The following is a 15,989-nucleotide window of genomic DNA, read 5'->3' as shown; positions in this document are numbered from 1 at the left end:
AACCGTTTCCTTTGGAGCGCCGCATCGCCGAGATGGCCATGGACGCTCTAACATGTCTTTGTGACGCATAATCCGTCGCGGAATCGCTCAGCTTCCGGGGTCATGCGCTTAACCGGCTTAACTTATCCTCTGACAGGGTTTTACGACAGTTTCATTTCATCGATCTTGCAAAGAGAGCTGTTATGATCCAGATGCAGACGAGACTGCGTTAAGGAGACGATGATGGCAGGCGGTTCCATTCCCCATTTCCAGAACGATGCCGGCCATCCGGCGATCGACATCGGTGTCAGGGAATTCATGTGCACCGGCGCCAACCCGCCCTTCGATCATCCGCATGTCTTCCTCGACATGGGCGACGACAATGAAAAGGTCTGCCCCTATTGCTCGACGCTCTACCGCTATTCGGCGAAGCTGAAGGCGACGGAAACCCTGCCCGCCGGCTGCATTTACATCGACCAGGCCGCCTGATCCTGTCGCGGCTAGCCCGATGGAAGACATCAGGTCCCGGCAGGTCATAATCGCCGGGGCCGGCGTTGCCGGGTTGACGGCTGCCCTTGCCTTTGCCGAACGCGGTTATCCCGTAAAACTGTTCGAACAGGCGGCGCGCCTCGAAGCGGCCGGCGCCGGCATCCAGCTTTCGCCCAACGCAACACGCATTCTTCGAAAACTCGGCGTGCTCGATCGGCTGCTGCCAGCGGCATTGCGGCCCGAAGCGGTGGTGTTGAAGGACGCCGCGACGCTGCACGAACTGGCACGGGTGCCGCTTGGGCGGGCCGCCGAAGCGCGTTGGCAGGCGCCCTATCTCGTCGCCCATCGCGCCGATCTGCAGGCAGCGCTGCTGGCGCAAGTGGCTGAACAGCCGGGGGTTGAGCTCATCACCGGTGCCCGGGTGGCTAGCATCGCCATCAACCCACAAGATGTTGCCGTGACCGCCGAAGCGGATGGCCGCGCGGTCGAGGCGCGTGGCCGGCTCCTGGTTGGCGCCGACGGTGTCTGGTCGTCGGTTCGGGCGCAACTTAGGGACAAGGAACCCGCTTTCGAGAAGAGCCGCTTTTCGGGCGAACTCGCCTGGCGGGCCACGATCGCCGCCGAGAACGCCGCCGGAGAAGCCTTTGCCGCCATCGGCGCCGCCGACTGCGTCACCACTTTCCTGCATCCCGGTTTCCACATGGTCGCCTATCCCGTCAGCAAGGGCCGCGCCTTCAATCTCGCCGCCTTCACCAAGGGCGAGCGTATAGCCGAAGGCTGGTCGGGTCGTGCCGATCCCGCCATCCTCACTACTGCCCTGCGCCACACCGCGCCGGGCCTGGCGAATCTTGTGGCGCTGGCCGGCCCATGGACGGCCTTTCCAATCCACACCGTCGAACAAAGGCGGTGGACGAGCCCGCAAGGCATTGCCCTGATCGGCGACGCCGCGCATGCGATGACGCCGTTTGCGGCGCAAGGTGCGGCCATGGCGATCGAGGATGCCGTGACGCTGGCTGACGTCATTGCCGATTTCCCTGTCGATCCGGCGGAAAGTCTTCAAATCTGGGAAAACCTGCGGCGGCCACGGGTCGCCAAGGCCGCCCGTCGCGGCGCCGTCAACCGCCTGGCCTGGCATGCCGCCGGCCCGGTGGCTGTCGCCCGCAACCTGTTTCTGGCCATGCGCTCGCCCGAAAAGCTCGCGGCCGATCTCGACTGGCTCTACGGCTGGGAGCCGCCGAAAATCATCCGGCGCTAGACGTCGCCGGGATGCCTACCGTTTTCAGCTAGTTGTAAAGCCGCATCGACAGGCCGAGCGAGGCCGGCAGCGGGTTCCACCAGCCGGTGCGCAGGCCGGCGGTGCGCAGACCCGCCGCCGTCCAGGTGTTGCAGCCGACCAGCGCGTTGAAATGGCCGTTCGCCTCGAAGAAGCGGTCGAAGCGGGAATAGGCGGCATTCTCGATGACAACCGGACCGTTCGGCCCTTGCTGGAAGCTCGCGTCGATGTAATCGAGCAGTGCTGCAAAACGCTCCTCATCGATGTCGAAGCCGGTGACGGCGGGATGTGGTTCGGCGATGGCGCCGGCGATATCCACATGCATGACCGAGGCGTCCAGCGTCAGCGCCTTGAGCACAGGCACTGCTTTCAGCTCAGACCAGGTTGGCGTCTCCAGATAGAAGGCGCGGCCGCCCCAGCCGAAGACGATGTAGCGCACCTCAGGAGCGTCCGCGGGGATGCCGGCATCGACCAGGAAGCGGAAGCGTTGGCGTACCTCGTCGTCGACGGGAATGGCGATGTCGGTGTGGATCGGATTCTTCAGCACCAGAATGTGACGCGTGCCCTCACCCGCAGCGGCCGCCGGCCAGAGCGGGCGCGGCACCAAAGTGCCGAGCGCCGCGGCAAGGGCCACTGCGACAACCAACATGGCCAGGAAACGCAGGGCTTTTCTCATGCGGCGGCTTTACGGTCTCCCGGCGTCATCGTCCGGCCCCAAAAAGCAAAAAAGCCCGGCCGCATTGCGGCCGGGCTCTTTTTGTTTGCATCGAAACGATCAGTGCAGGATCTGCGACAGGAACAGCTTCGTGCGCTCATGGCGCGGATGGTCGAAGAACTCGGCCGGCGTGTTCTGTTCCACGATCTGGCCCTGATCCATGAAGATCACCCGGTTGGCGACCTTGCGGGCAAAGCCCATTTCGTGGGTGACGCACAGCATCGTCATGCCTTCTTCGGCGAGACCCACCATCGTCTCCAGCACTTCCTTGATCATTTCGGGATCGAGCGCCGAGGTCGGCTCGTCGAACAGCATGATGCGCGGGTTCATGCACAGCGAACGGGCGATCGCCACGCGCTGCTGCTGACCGCCAGACAGCTGGCCCGGATATTTGTTGGCCTGTTCGGGGATTTTCACGCGCTTGAGGAAGTGCATGGCGATCTCTTCGGCCTGCTTCTTCGGCGTCTTGCGCACCCAGATCGGCGCCAGCGTGCAGTTCTCCAGGATCGTCAGATGCGGGAACAGGTTGAAGTGCTGGAACACCATGCCGACCTCGCGGCGCACCTCGTCGATCTTTTTGAGATCGTTGGTGAGTTCCTTGCCGTCGACGATGATCTTGCCCTTCTGGTGTTCTTCCAGCCGGTTGATGCAGCGGATCATGGTCGATTTGCCGGAGCCCGAAGGACCGCAGATGACGATGCGCTCGCCGCGCATCACCTTCAGATTGATGTCCTTCAGCACATGGAACTCGCCATACCATTTGTGCATGCCGATGATGTCGATGGCGACATCGGTGGTCGAGATGTGCATCTTCTTGGCATCGACCTTGATCTCTTCGGCGCTGACGGCGTTTTCTATGACCATGGCAGGTTCCCCTTTTTGTTTTTAGCGTTTGTGGCCGGTGTCGAGCCGGCGTTCCGTGTACATGGAATAGCGCGACATGCCGAAGCAGAACAGCCAGAAGACGAAGGCTGCAAAGATCAGGCCGGACTTGGTGGTCTGCGGCGTCGCCCAGTTGGGATCGGAGAAGTTCTGCTTGACGACACCAAGCAGGTCGAACATCGAGATGATGATGACCAGGCTGGTGTCCTTGAACATGCCGATGAAGGTGTTGACGATGCCGGGAATGACCAGCTTCAACGCCTGCGGCAGCACGATCAGAACCATCTTCTGCCAGTAGCCGAGGCCTAGCGAATCCGCACCCTCATACTGACCCTTGGGGATCGCCTGCAGGCCGCCGCGCACCACTTCGGCCATATAGGCAGCGGCAAACAGCGAAACACCGATCAACGCCCTGAGGTACTTGTCGAAGGAAACGCCGGCGGGCAGGAACAGCGGCAGCATGACGCTGGCAAAGAACAGCACAGTGATCAGCGGGATGCCGCGAACGAATTCGATGAAGACCACGCACAGTGTCTTGACGATCGGCATCTTGGAGCGCCGCCCGAGCGCCAGCACGATGCCCATCGGCAGCGACACGGCGATGCCGACGAAAGACAGGCTCAGCGTCACCAGCAGGCCGCCCCACAGCTGTGTCTCGACATGCGGCAGGCCGAACATGCCGCCAACCAGCAGCACGAAGGCAACAATCGGCAGCACCAGGAAGAGCAGGATGGCGTTCAGCCCCTTGCGCGGCACGCGCGGCATCAGCAGCGGCACCAGCAGTGCCACGAACAGGATGGCGACCAGGATCGGCCGCCAGCGCTCTTCTGTGGGATAGCGGCCGAGCATGAATTGGCCGAACTTGGCGTTGACGAAGGCCCAGCAGGCGCCGGACCAGCCGTCCGGCTGAATACCGCCTTGCGCCGCCGTAGCGCATACCGTGCGGTCCGCTCCCACCCACTGGGCGCTGATGAAGGCCCAGTTGATGATTGGCGGCAGGATCATCGCCACCAGCGCGATGCCCAGGACAGTCAGGATGATGTCGCCCACCGAGCCGACCAGGTTCTTGCGGACCCAGGCTAAGGGGCCGCGCACTCCGGCAGGCGCCTGTTGCGCCAGTGCCATTTCGGTCCGCACCCAGGCGGTATCATGTTCCTGCATGGCCGTTACCTCTCCACCAGCGCCATTCTGGCGTTGACCACGTTCATGACTGCAGAGGTCACCAGGCTGATGATGAGGTAAACCACCATCATAATCAGCACGCCCTCGACCGCCTGGCCCGTCTGGTTCAGCACCGTGCCGGCTGTCGCCGTCAGGTCGGGATAACCGATGGCGATGGCCAGCGACGAGTTCTTGGTCAGGTTGAGATACTGGCTGGTCAGCGGCGGGATGACGATGCGCATGGCTTGCGGCACTACCACAAGCCGCAGGATCGATCCCGGCCGCATCCCCAGCGCGCCTGACGCTTCGGTCTGGCCCTTGCTGACGCCGAGAATGCCGGCGCGCACGATCTCGGCAATGAAGGCCGCCGTGTAGCAGGACAGTGCCAGATAGAGCGACAGGAACTCTGGCTTGACCTGGAAACCGCCAGTCAGGTTGAAGGTCGATTGCTTCGGAAAATCGAAGGTCAGCGGAAAACCGCTCAGCACGTAGGCCAGCAACGGCAGGCCGATGATCAGCGCCAGCGAGGTCCAGAGTATTGGAAACTGCTGACCGGTCGCCATCTGCCGCTGGCGTGCCGTGCGGGCGACGAACCACGCCATGGCGATACCGACAAGGAAGGCGACGAAGATCAGCCAGGAGCCGTCGCCCCAGACAGCGCGTGGAAAATAGAAGCCGCGCTGGTTGAGAAAAGAGCCGAACGGCAGGTTGATGCTTTCGCGCACCACGGGCAAGACCGCCAGCACGCCGGAATACCAGAAGAAGATCACCAGCAGCGGCGGGATGTTGCGGAAGACCTCGACATAGACCGTGCAGATCTTGCGGATCAGCCAGTTGCGCGACAAGCGGCCGATACCAACGATGAAGCCGATGATGGTCGCGGTAATGATGCCGGCAACGGCAACGATGATGGTGTTGATCAGCCCGACGACAATGGCACGCCCATAAGTGCTGTCCGAGCTATAAGCGATGGCGCTTTCCGAGATGTCGAAGCCGGCGCGGTTTTTAAGGAAGCCGAAACCGGAAGCAATGTGCAGGCGCTGCAGGTTCTCGATGACATTGTGGACAATCCACCAGACGCCCGCCACCAGCAAGATGACAACCACCGCCTGGAAGAAAACCCCGCGGACTTTTGGATCGTTTATAAAGGAACCTCGGCTCGGCTCCTCGCGAAGAACTTCCTGCGACGCCATTGGACCATCCCCTGGAAAGAGAAACCGGAAGGCAGACGATCTGCCTTCCGGATCACATTTCGATCAGCGGATGGGTGGCGCGTATTGCAGGCCGCCCTTGGTCCACAGCGCATTGATGCCGCGCGCGATCTTCAGCGGGCTGCCAGTACCGACATTGCGCTCGAACATTTCGCCGTAATTGCCGACGGCCTTGACGATGTTGACGACCCAGTCATTGCTCACGCCGAGATCGGTGCCGATCTTGGTTTCGGCTTCCTGACCGAGCACGCGCTTGATCTCGGGGTTATCCGAGGCTTTCATCTCTTCGACATTGGCCTGGGTGATGCCCAGTTCCTCGGCCTGCAACAGCGCGAAGTAGGTCCACTTGACGATGTGGTACCACTGGTCGTCACCCTGGCGCACGGCCGGGCCGAGCGGCTCCTTGGAGATGATCTCGGGCAGCACGACATGATCAGCCGGCGCGCTGAGCGTCAGGCGGATGCCGTAGAGGCCCGACTGGTCGGTGGTGTAGACGTCGCAACGGCCGGCGTCATAGGCGGCGTTGACCTCTTCCAGCTTTTCGAAGACGACCGGGTTGTACTCCATCTTGTTCGCCTTGAAGTAGTCGGCGAGGTTGAGTTCGGTCGTGGTGCCGCTCTGCACGCAGACCGCCGCGCCCGAAAGCTGCAGCGCCGAATTGACGCCCGGCAACTTCTTGGCGTTGATCATGAAGCCCTGGCCGTCATAGTAGGTGACGCCGGCGAAGTTCAGGCCAAGTGCCGTATCACGGTTGATGGTCCAGGTGGTGTTGCGCGACAGGATGTCGACCTCGCCCGACTGCAGCGCGGTGAAGCGTTCCTTGGCGCTGAGCGGGGTGAACTTGACCTTGGTGCCGTCACCGAAGACAGCGGCCGCGACAGCGCGGCAGAAGTCCACATCGATGCCCTTCCATTCACCCTTGTCGTCAGGCGCGGCGAAGCCAGCCAGACCGGTGTTGGTGCCGCACTGGATGAAGCCTTTCGCCTTGACGTCGTCGAGCGTGCTCGCCGACGCGGCCGAAGCCATAAAGCCGAGCGCGGCGGCTCCAAGGATGCCAATTGCAATGTGTTTCATAACCCACAGACCCTTTTCTGTTTTCAGGTAAACCCTGATCCTCAGGCAAATCCTGATCTTTTTCCTGTGTGAACCCGGCTCCCATCCGGTGCATCCCGGAACCCCGCGTCGTAACCGACGCCCGGCCCCTCCCATTCACGAGCTGCATCGAAGGCGATTATTCCTGTGAGGTCAAGGGAAATGACCGATTCACGACAGCTTTGAAAAGCAATTGCCGCGAATGCCTGAAATGCGCACAAGAGCACCAGGAAATCGGCAACCCGTGCAAACAAATCAGTCAAAGAAGCAGCCGCGCAAGTCCATAACTCGCGGCAGACCCCGTCGTCACTACAGCTATGCTTTGTTGGAGGCGCGAACCGATGGATTGGCCCATGTAAACCCCACCGCTTGGCGGATCCACGGCTGTTGCGCGGGCTCTGCCGCCGCTTTATGGCTGATCTCCTGACATCCTTTGACAGGCGGCGAACCATGGCGACAGACGGCAGCGAACTGGGCATCAACACGCGGCTTGCCCATTCGGGCAACAATCCGCACGACTATTTCGGCTTCGTCAATCCGCCGGTCGTGCATGCCTCGACCGTGCTTTACCCCAATGCAGCGACAATGGCGGCCCGTAGCCAGAAATACACCTACGGCACCCGCGGTACGCCGACGACTGATGCGCTGGCGCATGCGATCGACGCGCTGGAGGGCTCAGCCGGCACCATCCTGGTGCCGTCGGGTCTGGCGGCGGTGACGATCCCGCTGCTGGCTTTCCTGTCGGCGGGCGATCACATCCTGATCGTCGATTCGGTCTATCATCCGACGCGTAATTTCGCCGACACGATGCTGAAGCGGTTGGGCGTCGAGGTCGAGTATTACGATCCATATGCCGGCGCCGGCATCGCCAGGCTGATCAAGCCGAACACCAAAGTCGTGCTCACGGAATCGCCGGCCTCCAACACCTTCGAGGTGCAGGACGTCCCAGCCATTGCCAAGGCGGCGCACGCGGCCGGCGCCATCGTCATGATGGACAACACCTGGGCGACGCCGCTCTATTTCCGCCCGCTTGACCACGGCGTCGATATCTCGATCCATGCGGCGACGAAGTACCCGGCCGGCCATTCCGATGTGCTGATGGGAACGGTGTCGGCCAATGCCGGCTGCTGGAAACAGCTGTGCGAGACGTTCTACACGATGGGCTGCTGCGCCGGCCCCGACGACGTCTACCAGGTGCTGCGCGGCCTGCGCACGATGGGCGTGCGGCTCGATCACCATCAAAAGAGCGCGCTTGCCATTGCCGCCTGGCTCGAAGGCCAGCCCGGCGTGGCGCGCGTGCTGCACCCAGCGCTCCCCAGCCATCCCGATCATGCGCTGTGGAAGCGCGATTTTTCCGGCTCGAGCGGAATCTTCTCGATCGTGCTCAAGGGCGGTGGCCAGAAACAGCAGCACGCCTTCCTCGATGCGCTGAAAATCTTCGGCCTCGGCTATTCCTGGGGCGGCTATGAGAGCCTTGCCGTGCCGGTCTTCCTCGGCGATCGCACCGTCGCCAAGGGCCCCTATGACGGGCCGCTGCTCCGCCTGCAGATCGGGCTCGAGGACGTCGAGGACCTCAAGGCTGATATTCTGCGCGGACTGGCCGCTGCGGCTGCGGCATGAACGGCAGCTTGCCAAGCTGAATCCGCAAACCGGCACAAAGGCCTGAAAAGACTGGCTGGGAAGCTTTGTGGGACGCCCGATGTCGCAAAGCCGCTCATCGCTTGACCACGCGCAGTGTTATTTCCCCATTATGCGGTTTTTCGGATTGGGTTGACTTTCAAAGCTGGCAGTCAGCCCGCATTGCAAGGCGCTTCGAGCCGCAACTTCCAGCCAGACCGAGCTTGCCATGGCCTTTCGTCTCTTTGTCCCTATTCTCGCCGGCGCGACGCTGCGCGAGCGCCTCATCGCCTGTATCGGCGCGATGATCGGCATTGCGCTGACCGGGGCGATCGGCGCGCTGGTGCTCGGCAACGGCCCGCATGTGCCGCTGCTGGTGGCGCCGATGGGCGCTTCGGCCGTACTGCTGTTTGCGGTACCTGCGAGCCCGCTGGCGCAGCCATGGTCGATCGTCGGCGGCAACACCATATCGGCGCTGGTAGGCGTGATCGTGGCGCATTTCGTGCACGAGCCGATTGTCGCCACGGGCATAGCCGTGGCGCTGGCGATCGCCGCCATGTCGTTCACGCGCTGCCTGCATCCGCCGGGCGGAGCGGCCGCGCTGACCGCCGTGCTCGGCGGACCGGCCGTGATCAGCGCCGGCTTCCTGTTTCCCTTCGTGCCGGTGGCGCTGAACTCGATCATTCTGGTCGCACTCGGTTACGCTTTCCACAGGCTGTCGCGGCGCAGCTATCCGCACCGGCCCTCTCCTGTCGCCAACAGCCATGGAACGGCCGACCCGCCGGCGGCGCAGCGCGTCGGCTTCAGGCCCGAGGATATCGATGCCGCGCTTGGCGCGCTGGACGAGAGCTTCGATATCGATCGCGGCGATCTCGAATTGCTGCTGCGCCAGGTCGAATTGCAGGCCATGGTCCGTTCGCACCGGACGTTGCTCTGCGCCGACATTATGTCGCGCGATGTGGTGTCGGTGCCTGAGGACGCTTCCGCCGACCAGGCGCGACAGCAACTCCTCGACCACAACATCCGCACCTTGCCGGTGGTCGACGCGGAGGCAAGGCTGGTCGGCGCCGTCGGCCTGCGCGAATTGACGAGAGCCACCGAAACGGTGAGAGACGTGATGTCGAACGCCGGCACCGCCCCCCCCGACACACCGGCGATGAGCCTGCTTCCCGTGCTCACAGACGGTCGCAGCCATGCAGTAGTGATCATTGACAGCGAGCGCCGCATCCTCGGCCTGATCACGCAGACCGATCTTCTGGCCGCAGCGGCGCGAATGCAAACGGCAGACAAGGTGGCGACCAAAGCTATAGGGTAGATCGCCTCGGGTGGAGAAAGGTCGGGAACCTTTTGTCCGCGACCGCGTCCAATGTCTCGATCAAGCGTTTGGCCAGGGAGAGCGGTCGTGACCAGAAAGTCCGCAATACAACCCGTAGCGTTTTCCGCGTCCGGCGAGATGCTGCTTGTCCACCGCGCAATGGCGCGCGAGGCGGATGCCTTCCGCGCCATCATCAAGACGCACAACCAGCGGCTCTACCGCATCGCGCGCGGCGTCGTGCGCAACGACAGCGAGGCCGAGGACATTGTCCAAGAAGCCTATGTCAGGGCCTTTGCCGCCCTGGCGACGTTTCGCGGCGATGCTTCCCTGGCCACCTGGCTGTCGCGCATCGTCATCAACGAAGCGCTCGGCCGCTTGCGCAAAAGGCGGCGCACCGTGGCGATGCCTGCAGACCAGGAAGCACAAATCATCCAGTTCCCCCTCAACCCAAGCGACGATCCGGAGCGGACGATGGCGCAGCGACAGATCCTCAGGCTGGTCGAACGAGCGACCGACAACCTTCCCGATGTCTATCGGACAGTCTTTGTCGCCCGCGTTATCGAGGGTCTGAGTATCGAGGAAACGTCTGATCTGCTTGGCGTGCGTCCCGAGACCGTCAAGACCAGACTGCACCGGGCGCGTGCCCTGGTGCGCAAGGCGCTGGATGACGAGATCGGCCCGGTGCTGCTCGATGCTTTTCCCTTCGCGGGCCGGCGTTGCGAGCGATTGACCGAGGCGGTGATGAAGCGGCTCGGCTTGCAAAGCTGATCTTCGGTCTTCGCCGATTCCCAGGGAACGTTTCTTCCCCTCCCGCATCCAATACGCGTCAACCCAGATGAAGCCCGCCGCCTTCGCGGTCGGGCGAAGGAGATGCCATGTTTACTCGACACATAGCCGCGCTCGCCACCGTCCTGTTGATGGGCACGGCCCCATTGGCGCAGGCTGCGGACAAGCCAACCGATCCGCAGATCGCCCATATCGCCTACACCGCGGGCGTGATCGACATCGAGGCAGCCAAACTGGCTATCAAGACGTCAAAGACCAAGGAGGTCGTCGATTTCGCCAAGGACATGGAGCGCGACCATGAGGCGGTCAACAAACAGGCGCTCGACCTGGTCAAGAAGCTCAAGGTAACGCCGGAAGACAACGCCACCAGCCAGGCGCTGAGCAAGGCAGCGGAAGAGGAGCATGCCAAGCTCGCCAAGCTCGAAGGTGCCGCCTTCGACAAGGCCTATATCGAAAACGAGGTCGCCTACCACAAGCAGGTCAATGGCGCTCTTGAGACGCTTTTGATCCCCTCGGCCAGCAATGCAGAGCTGAAGGATCTGCTCGAAACCGGCCTCAAGATCTTCCAGGGCCACGAGCAACATGCCGAACACGTCGCCGGCATGTTGAAATGATAATGGCTGCGCGGATACTCTCGGCCGCGCTGACCCTTGTGCTTTTCGCGTCACCGGCGATGGCGGCAACGATCGAGGTTACGATCGAGAAGCTCGCCTTCTCGCCGGCAAGCATCGAGGCCAAGATAGGCGATACGATCGAGTGGGTGAACAAGGATGCCTTCGCCCACACCGCCACTGTGAAAGGCGGCTGGGAGGTGATGATCGCGCCCAAGTCGACGGGAAAAATGACCCTCAAAGCAGCAGGAGCAGTCGACTATTTCTGCCGCTTCCATCCCAATATGAAGGGTCACCTGGACGTAGTGCAGTGAATCAACAAGGGTTGGCGGCGGAAAGAGGACCGCCGCCGGCTCGGCGATACTATCACACCTGCTCCTGCGCAAGCAGCCAGTCGATCATCTGTGCGGCCTGGGCGGGCGGACGGTCCGGCGCCAGGATCGACAGGCTGAGGCCGGTGGCGACGCGCCTCGGGAACGGCGCCACCAGCGAACCTGCGGCGAGTGCGCGCGACACCAGCGCCTCGTGCCCCATCAGCACGCCGGCGCCGTCGATCGCCGCCTGCAGCGCCATGCTGTAGAGCGAAAACTCGGAGCCGGTGTCGATCGATGGTCCCTTGATCCCGGCAGCCTCGAACCACAGGCTCCAGTCGCCGGTCCAGGTGGTATCCCAAAGCAGAAGTTGCGACGACAGATCGGCCGGCGTTTTCAGTTGCTGCGCCAGGGCCGGCGCGCAGAGCGGAAAGATGACGTCGTCGCAAAGCTTGAACGCGCGGCTGCCGGCTGGGGCATGCCTGGTCAGGAAGATGGCGAGGTCGAAGGGCTCGCGCCTGAAGTCCGGCGGCTCCTCCAGCGCATGAATGGATGGGCGAAGCGCCGGAAGGGTTGTACGCAGCGCCGGCAGGCGTGGCGCAAGCCAAAGCTGGGCGATCGACGGCAGCGCGGCGATGCTGACCTGCGGCCTCGGCGCCGAGATGCGCAATTCCTGAACGGCAAGGCCCATCGCGTCGAATGCCGTGGAGAAGGCCGGCAACGCTGCGCGGCCGGCCTCGGTCAGATGCAACCCTTGTGCATGGCGTGCGAACAGCGCCGAGCCCAGCCATGCCTCGAGCGCCTTGACCTGATGCGATACGGCGGCAGGCGTGACGCCGAGCTCGTCGGCAGCCTTGGCAAAGCTTTCATGACGGGCGGCCGCCTCAAAGGCCCGCAAGCTGTTGAGCGGCGGCATTCGGGGTCGAGGCGGATTGACGGCCATCGTCCGGCTCCCTGGGGCATCGGCGACCGGTGCCCCAGACGCCGATGCGAAGTTCTATTTAAGGGCCACTGGGGTCAGCTTGCCGTTGACCTCTTGCCACTCAAATACGACGAAGCCCGGCTGCTTGATATCCCCCTTGCCGTCATAGGAGATCGAACCGAGCACGGTCGAGATGCTGGCGCCCGAATGGAGATAGTCGGACGCGGCCCTGGGATCGTCGGCTTTGGCCTTGGCGATCGCCTCGGCGATGATCTGCGTCGCGGCATAGGCATAAAGCGTCACCGCCTCAGTCGGCACGTTCTTGGCTTTCAGGTCGGCAACGGCGTCCTTGGCCTCGGCGAAGGTCGCAGGGTCCGGGAACGACGTCATCAGGGTTCCGGCAGCGCCGTCGCCGCCGATGGCGCCGAACTCGCTGTTGGAGATGCCGTCGCCGCCCATCAGGATCGTGGCGGCGCCTTGATCATGCATCTGCCTGACGATCAGCCCAGCCTCGGTGTGCTGGCCGCCATAGTAGACGAGGTCCGCGCCCGACTGCTTGATCTTGGCGACGAGCGAGGCGTAATCCTTCTCGCCGGGGTTGATCTCCTCGTGCAGGACTTCCTGGCCGCCGCCGGCATTGTAGGCCTTGGCCATCTCGTCGGCGAGGCCCTTGCCCGCCGTCGACTTGTCGTCGACGATCGCGACCTTCTTGTCCTTGAAGCGTTCGAGCACGAATTTGGCGGCGATGATGCCTTGCTGGTCGTCGCGGCCGCAGGCCCTGAAGGCGTTCCACAGACCGCGCTCGGTCACCATCGGATTGGTGGCCGTCGGCGTGACGAACAGAACGCCGTTCTCGGCGTAGACTTCGGAAGCCGGAATGGTGACGCCGGAATTGTAGTGACCGACGACATAGTGGACGCCGTCGGCCACAAATTTGTTGGCGACGGAAACGCCCTGCTTCGGATCGGAGACATCGTCACCAACCGAGACGGCAAGCTTCTGGCCGAGCACGCCGCCATTGGCATTGATGCGCTCGACGGCCGTTTCGACGCCGATGCGATACTGTTCGCCATAGGCGGCGTTCGGCCCCGACATCGGACCGGCCACCCCCAGCACGATGTCCGCCCTCGCAACACCTACGGCGGCGGCCGTCATCAGGGCAGCAGTCATCATCTGCACGATCATGCGCATTTTATTCCCCTTTGTTTTTGAGAAAGCGGGCTTTGCCCGCGGGTTCAGGCGGTCAGTTCACGAAATGCATTTTCTGGAACCGGCGCCGGAATAGCGTCACGTCGGCTGCGACCGCTTCGCTGGCGTCGTTGCCGCGCAGCCCCCTGGCGATAAGAGTGGCCAGCTCGGGCATATCGTCTTCGGTCATGCCCCAGCGTACGATCTCCGGCGTGCCGAAGCGCAGGCCGTTCATGTCGCCCTCGACCGCGTCGATGGGCAAGCCGATGCCGCAGGTCAGAATGTTGGCCCGCCGCAGTTTCTTTGCCGCCGCCTGGCCGCCGCCGAATTCGGCGGCCGCAATGGCGAACTGGTGCGAGGTCGTATGGCCCTTGCTCGTCGAGAAGACCGGCAGGCCGCGATCCGCGAGTTCGCTCGCCAATGCCTTGGCCGTCCCCGCCATAGTGGCCGCGTAAGCCTTGCCATGGTCTTTCCAGTCAAGAAGCGTGATGGCGAGGGCGGCCGATTTGGCGGCATCGAAATTGGCCGTCATGCCGGGAAAGGCGATCCTGTCCAGCTTCTCGGCGACATCGGCATCGTTGGTCACGATCAGGCCCGAAGGCGGTCCGCCGAGGCTTTTGTAGGTGCTCATCGTCATCAGATGGGCGCCCTCTTCCAGCGGCTGCTGCCAGGCATGGCCGGCGATCATGCCGCAGAGATGCGCCGCATCGAAGAGCACCAGCGCGCCGACCTCGTCGGCGATCGCGCGGATCTCGCGGATGGGATGCGGCAGAAGGTTGAGACTGCTGCCGATCGTGATCATCTTCGGCCGGATCGAGCGGGCGAGTTCGCGCAACCTTGCGACATCGATCGTATAGCCATCGGCATCGACGGGCGCGGCATGGATGTCGAGCCCATAGAGGCCGGCGCAGCCCGCCATGTGATGCGTGACATGGCCGCCAATGGCAGGCGAAGGCACGATGATCGCGTCCCCCGGCCGTGCGGCGACCATGAAGGCGTACAGGTTGGCGATGGCGCCTGACGGCACGCGGATTTCGGCATATTTCGCGCCGAAGACTTCAGCCGCGAGCTCGGCGGTGATGACCTCGACCTGCTCGACGCCTTCCAGTCCCATCTCATATTTGTCGCCGGGATAACCGAGTGAAGGGCGGGAGCCGAGGCCGGACGCAAGGGCCGCCTCGGCCTTCGGATTCATCACATTGGTTGCCGGGTTGAGGTTGATGCAGTCGGCCTCATGGATCGACCGGTTCAGCGCGACGCCGTTCTCGATCGCCGCAAGCACGGCGTCGCTCCGCTGTTCGCTTGTCGTCCCGGCGAGCCGCTGTGCGAAGTCGTCGCAATGCGAGGGAACCCAGGGCCTGCGAGCAAGAGCGACCATTTCTGCCTCCGATCTGCCAACCGCCGATACCGGCATTGGATGAGAGATGGTGGCTTTGGCAGCTGGCCTGGTGCAAACGAGTAGTTCTAGCGCCTAGGCTTAGAAAAACTAGGTCTATCGATGCTTCGTTCAACCGTCATCCCGATTTCGATCGCGGTTTAGATGGCTGCGGAGCGCCATCCTGCCCGGCGCGGTCGAGCCGCAGCGAAGTCCGCCTTGCCTCGTCCGGCCGCGTGACATGCGTCCAAGAGCCGTCATCGGCGGGTCTACGGCGTTCGATCCAGGCGTCGAGGCCTTCGCGCAGGTCGGCGGTCGGAGCCATGCGCGCGAACTGCTCGGCCTCGACCAGCAAACCCTCCGCCATGCTTTGGTTGAGGCCACGCGCCACCGCGGTGAGGATCGAGGCAATTGCCGCCGGGGAGTGCGCGACGATGCGTCGGGCGAGATCGAGCGCGGCCGGCATCAACTCCTCGTGCGGCACCACCTGGTTGACAAGGCCGAGTTCAAGGGCGCGCGGCGGCGGGAACCAATCGCCGGTCAACAGCAACTCGAGCGCCCGCTTGCGCCCGGCCAGTCTCGGAAGCCGCTGCGTGCCGCCGAAGGTCGGCGGCATTGCGAGGTTGATCTCAGGCTTGGCGAACAAGGCGCGGTCGCTGGCGATAGCGAGCGGCACGGCTTCGGTGATCTCGCAGCCGCCGCCGAAAGCGATGCCGTTGACGGCGGCGATGACAGGCTTGCGAAACGCTTCCAGCCTCGCCGTCAGCCGCTGTCCGCGCATGACGAAGTCGCGCAGCGCGACATCGGCGCCACAGGCCACGCTGCCTGAGAATTCATGGATGTCGCCGCCGGCGGAGAAGGCGCGCTCTCCTGCTCCGGTGAGGATGATGGCGCGGATGGCATCATCTGTCTCCATCGCATCGAGGAGTGTAAGCAGGCGATCGATCAGCGCATAGTTCAAGGCGTTGAGCTTTTCGGGGCGATTGAGTGTGAGGACGGCTATCCGGTTGCGGGCCTCAGTGAGCACAAGCTCGGTCATGTCTCTTCCCTTTCCTGCGTTTG

16 protein-coding genes are annotated in these 15,989 nt (G+C 63.2%); 7 read left to right on the top strand and 9 right to left on the bottom strand.

Annotation, left to right across the window (positions count from 1 at the left end):
* Nucleotides 1–222 precede the first annotated feature (222 nt).
* Together AC1D1B_RS15300 and AC1D1B_RS15295 are read left to right on the top strand one after the other, a co-directional pair.
* Complete coding sequence (locus tag AC1D1B_RS15300; protein ID WP_477262504.1) at nt 223–468, top strand: zinc-finger domain-containing protein; 246 nt, start codon at nt 223–225, stop codon at nt 466–468.
* A 19-nt stretch (nt 469–487) separates the two neighbouring features.
* Nucleotides 488–1,723 carry an FAD-dependent monooxygenase gene (locus tag AC1D1B_RS15295; protein WP_477333368.1) on the top strand — a complete coding sequence of 412 codons (1,236 nt, stop codon included), beginning with the start codon at nt 488–490 and terminating at the stop codon, nt 1,721–1,723.
* A 28-nt stretch (nt 1,724–1,751) separates the two neighbouring features.
* On the opposite strand, the gene AC1D1B_RS15290 is transcribed toward AC1D1B_RS15295, so the two are convergent.
* The 5 genes from AC1D1B_RS15290 to AC1D1B_RS15270 form a co-directional block, all read right to left on the bottom strand.
* Nucleotides 1,752–2,417: a TIGR02117 family protein gene (locus AC1D1B_RS15290; protein WP_477333367.1), complete on the bottom strand. Its 666-nt coding sequence runs from the start codon at nt 2,415–2,417 to the stop codon at nt 1,752–1,754.
* Nucleotides 2,418–2,516: 99 nt separating this feature from the next.
* Nucleotides 2,517–3,320, bottom strand: a complete 804-nt coding sequence (locus tag AC1D1B_RS15285; RefSeq protein WP_023671483.1) for an amino acid ABC transporter ATP-binding protein — start codon at nt 3,318–3,320, stop codon at nt 2,517–2,519.
* A gap of 21 nt (nt 3,321–3,341) precedes the next feature.
* The gene (locus AC1D1B_RS15280) at nt 3,342–4,499 is read right to left on the bottom strand and encodes an amino acid ABC transporter permease (RefSeq protein WP_477333366.1); all 1,158 of its coding nucleotides are present in this window, start codon (nt 4,497–4,499) and stop codon (nt 3,342–3,344) included.
* A 5-nt stretch (nt 4,500–4,504) separates the two neighbouring features.
* Nucleotides 4,505–5,692: an amino acid ABC transporter permease gene (locus tag AC1D1B_RS15275; protein WP_477333365.1), complete on the bottom strand. Its 1,188-nt coding sequence runs from the start codon at nt 5,690–5,692 to the stop codon at nt 4,505–4,507.
* A gap of 63 nt (nt 5,693–5,755) precedes the next feature.
* Nucleotides 5,756–6,784: an amino acid ABC transporter substrate-binding protein gene (locus tag AC1D1B_RS15270; protein ID WP_477333364.1), complete on the bottom strand. Its 1,029-nt coding sequence runs from the start codon at nt 6,782–6,784 to the stop codon at nt 5,756–5,758.
* A 468-nt stretch (nt 6,785–7,252) separates the two neighbouring features.
* Here AC1D1B_RS15270 and AC1D1B_RS15265 point away from each other — a divergent pair, with 468 nt between their 5' ends.
* From AC1D1B_RS15265 to AC1D1B_RS15245, 5 genes are all read left to right on the top strand, one after another.
* Nucleotides 7,253–8,422 carry a cystathionine beta-lyase gene (locus AC1D1B_RS15265; RefSeq protein ID WP_477333363.1) on the top strand — a complete coding sequence of 390 codons (1,170 nt, stop codon included), beginning with the start codon at nt 7,253–7,255 and terminating at the stop codon, nt 8,420–8,422.
* 226 nt (nt 8,423–8,648) lie between these two features.
* Nucleotides 8,649–9,734 carry an HPP family protein gene (locus AC1D1B_RS15260; RefSeq protein WP_477333362.1) on the top strand — a complete coding sequence of 362 codons (1,086 nt, stop codon included), beginning with the start codon at nt 8,649–8,651 and terminating at the stop codon, nt 9,732–9,734.
* Between the two features lie 87 nt (nt 9,735–9,821).
* Complete coding sequence (locus AC1D1B_RS15255) at nt 9,822–10,502, top strand: RNA polymerase sigma factor (protein WP_477333361.1); 681 nt, start codon at nt 9,822–9,824, stop codon at nt 10,500–10,502.
* A 107-nt stretch (nt 10,503–10,609) separates the two neighbouring features.
* Nucleotides 10,610–11,134 carry a DUF4142 domain-containing protein gene (locus AC1D1B_RS15250; RefSeq protein ID WP_477333360.1) on the top strand — a complete coding sequence of 175 codons (525 nt, stop codon included), beginning with the start codon at nt 10,610–10,612 and terminating at the stop codon, nt 11,132–11,134.
* 2 nt (nt 11,135–11,136) lie between these two features.
* Complete coding sequence (locus AC1D1B_RS15245; protein ID WP_477333359.1) at nt 11,137–11,445, top strand: cupredoxin domain-containing protein; 309 nt, start codon at nt 11,137–11,139, stop codon at nt 11,443–11,445.
* A 52-nt stretch (nt 11,446–11,497) separates the two neighbouring features.
* Here the strand turns inward: AC1D1B_RS15245 and AC1D1B_RS15240 are convergent, their stop codons facing one another.
* The 4 genes from AC1D1B_RS15240 to AC1D1B_RS15225 form a co-directional block, all read right to left on the bottom strand.
* On the bottom strand, nt 11,498–12,385 hold the full coding sequence (locus AC1D1B_RS15240) for a LysR substrate-binding domain-containing protein (RefSeq protein ID WP_477333358.1): 888 nt from the start codon (nt 12,383–12,385) through the stop codon (nt 11,498–11,500).
* A gap of 54 nt (nt 12,386–12,439) precedes the next feature.
* Nucleotides 12,440–13,555, bottom strand: a complete 1,116-nt coding sequence (locus AC1D1B_RS15235) for a branched-chain amino acid ABC transporter substrate-binding protein (protein WP_477333357.1) — start codon at nt 13,553–13,555, stop codon at nt 12,440–12,442.
* 52 nt (nt 13,556–13,607) lie between these two features.
* Nucleotides 13,608–14,930 (bottom strand): aminotransferase class I/II-fold pyridoxal phosphate-dependent enzyme, encoded by a 1,323-nt coding sequence (locus AC1D1B_RS15230; RefSeq protein WP_477333356.1) that lies wholly within the window; start codon nt 14,928–14,930, stop codon nt 13,608–13,610.
* 136 nt (nt 14,931–15,066) lie between these two features.
* The gene (locus tag AC1D1B_RS15225; RefSeq protein WP_477333355.1) at nt 15,067–15,966 is read right to left on the bottom strand and encodes a crotonase/enoyl-CoA hydratase family protein; all 900 of its coding nucleotides are present in this window, start codon (nt 15,964–15,966) and stop codon (nt 15,067–15,069) included.
* Nucleotides 15,967–15,989: the final 23 nt, after the last annotated feature.

This window comes from Mesorhizobium sp. P2_C5_2 (assembly GCF_056404535.1).
Note: the sequence above shows the minus strand (reverse complement) of the source record. Positions and strands in the feature narration are given on the sequence as shown.

Coding starts and splice junctions, on each gene's coding strand:
- AC1D1B_RS15300 (WP_477262504.1), top strand. CDS start 223: ATGGCAGGCGGTTCCATTCCCCATTTCCAGAACGATGCCGGCCATCCG.
- AC1D1B_RS15295 (WP_477333368.1), top strand. CDS start 488: ATGGAAGACATCAGGTCCCGGCAGGTCATAATCGCCGGGGCCGGCGTT.
- AC1D1B_RS15290 (WP_477333367.1), bottom strand. CDS start 2,417: ATGAGAAAAGCCCTGCGTTTCCTGGCCATGTTGGTTGTCGCAGTGGCC.
- AC1D1B_RS15285 (WP_023671483.1), bottom strand. CDS start 3,320: ATGGTCATAGAAAACGCCGTCAGCGCCGAAGAGATCAAGGTCGATGCC.
- AC1D1B_RS15280 (WP_477333366.1), bottom strand. CDS start 4,499: ATGCAGGAACATGATACCGCCTGGGTGCGGACCGAAATGGCACTGGCG.
- AC1D1B_RS15275 (WP_477333365.1), bottom strand. CDS start 5,692: ATGGCGTCGCAGGAAGTTCTTCGCGAGGAGCCGAGCCGAGGTTCCTTT.
- AC1D1B_RS15270 (WP_477333364.1), bottom strand. CDS start 6,784: ATGAAACACATTGCAATTGGCATCCTTGGAGCCGCCGCGCTCGGCTTT.
- AC1D1B_RS15265 (WP_477333363.1), top strand. CDS start 7,253: ATGGCGACAGACGGCAGCGAACTGGGCATCAACACGCGGCTTGCCCAT.
- AC1D1B_RS15260 (WP_477333362.1), top strand. CDS start 8,649: ATGGCCTTTCGTCTCTTTGTCCCTATTCTCGCCGGCGCGACGCTGCGC.
- AC1D1B_RS15250 (WP_477333360.1), top strand. CDS start 10,610: ATGTTTACTCGACACATAGCCGCGCTCGCCACCGTCCTGTTGATGGGC.
- AC1D1B_RS15245 (WP_477333359.1), top strand. CDS start 11,137: ATGGCTGCGCGGATACTCTCGGCCGCGCTGACCCTTGTGCTTTTCGCG.
- AC1D1B_RS15240 (WP_477333358.1), bottom strand. CDS start 12,385: ATGGCCGTCAATCCGCCTCGACCCCGAATGCCGCCGCTCAACAGCTTG.
- AC1D1B_RS15235 (WP_477333357.1), bottom strand. CDS start 13,555: ATGCGCATGATCGTGCAGATGATGACTGCTGCCCTGATGACGGCCGCC.
- AC1D1B_RS15230 (WP_477333356.1), bottom strand. CDS start 14,930: ATGGTCGCTCTTGCTCGCAGGCCCTGGGTTCCCTCGCATTGCGACGAC.
- AC1D1B_RS15225 (WP_477333355.1), bottom strand. CDS start 15,966: ATGACCGAGCTTGTGCTCACTGAGGCCCGCAACCGGATAGCCGTCCTC.